The organism is Vibrio sp. 1078-1, assembly GCF_033340475.1.
This window is the reverse complement of record NZ_JAWOWM010000632.1, coordinates 1-583: the sequence shown is the minus strand read 5'-3', so window position 1 is coordinate 583 and position 583 is coordinate 1. Positions and strand designations below refer to the sequence as shown.

The following is a 583-nucleotide window of genomic DNA, read 5'->3' as shown; positions in this document are numbered from 1 at the left end:
CTGACACCACCTTATTTAACCTAAGCGGCCAACAATTTTTTATTGCCTACAGCGCCGTTATCTTGAGTTTTCTATCGGGAGTGCTCTGGGGAAATGGTATCGACCATTACTACCACCGCTTGAGCCGTAATATCCTAGTTCTCAGTAATTTGTTTGTTTTGCTTGCGTGGGGTGCCTTGTTACAAGGGAATACACATTACATCGCGGCAATATTGTTGCTCGCAACCGGATACGCTGCCATTTGGTATGCAGAAAAGCTGATACGGAATGTCGAACTGGAAGTTGATCCCAAAGGCTATCAAGGCATGAGTAATAAGCTCACCTGCGGCGTCATTTTGATGCATGGATTGGTTTTGATGGCATAACCTGGTCTGTCCAGTACTCAGATCACAAAACCAATCAACCCATATAAAACATTGTTCATTTCGTGAATACACATACATTTTGAACACCGTTTTGTTTTAAAGTAGCGCAAACCCACATATATATGTCCGTAAACATTCACAAAGGATATGAATATGTTTTTCCGCAAACTACTGTTTAGTACTGCAATTATCAATGCGACTTCTGGCTGCGTTTCTTA

Annotated in this window: 1 protein-coding gene; it reads left to right on the top strand. The window is 41.7% G+C overall.

The window, feature by feature from the left end; translation table 11 throughout:
• On the top strand, positions 1-365 hold a 365-nt coding region (locus R7190_RS29205; RefSeq protein WP_318138115.1), incomplete at its 5' end, for a DUF3429 domain-containing protein.
• Positions 366-583 lie beyond the last annotated feature (218 nt).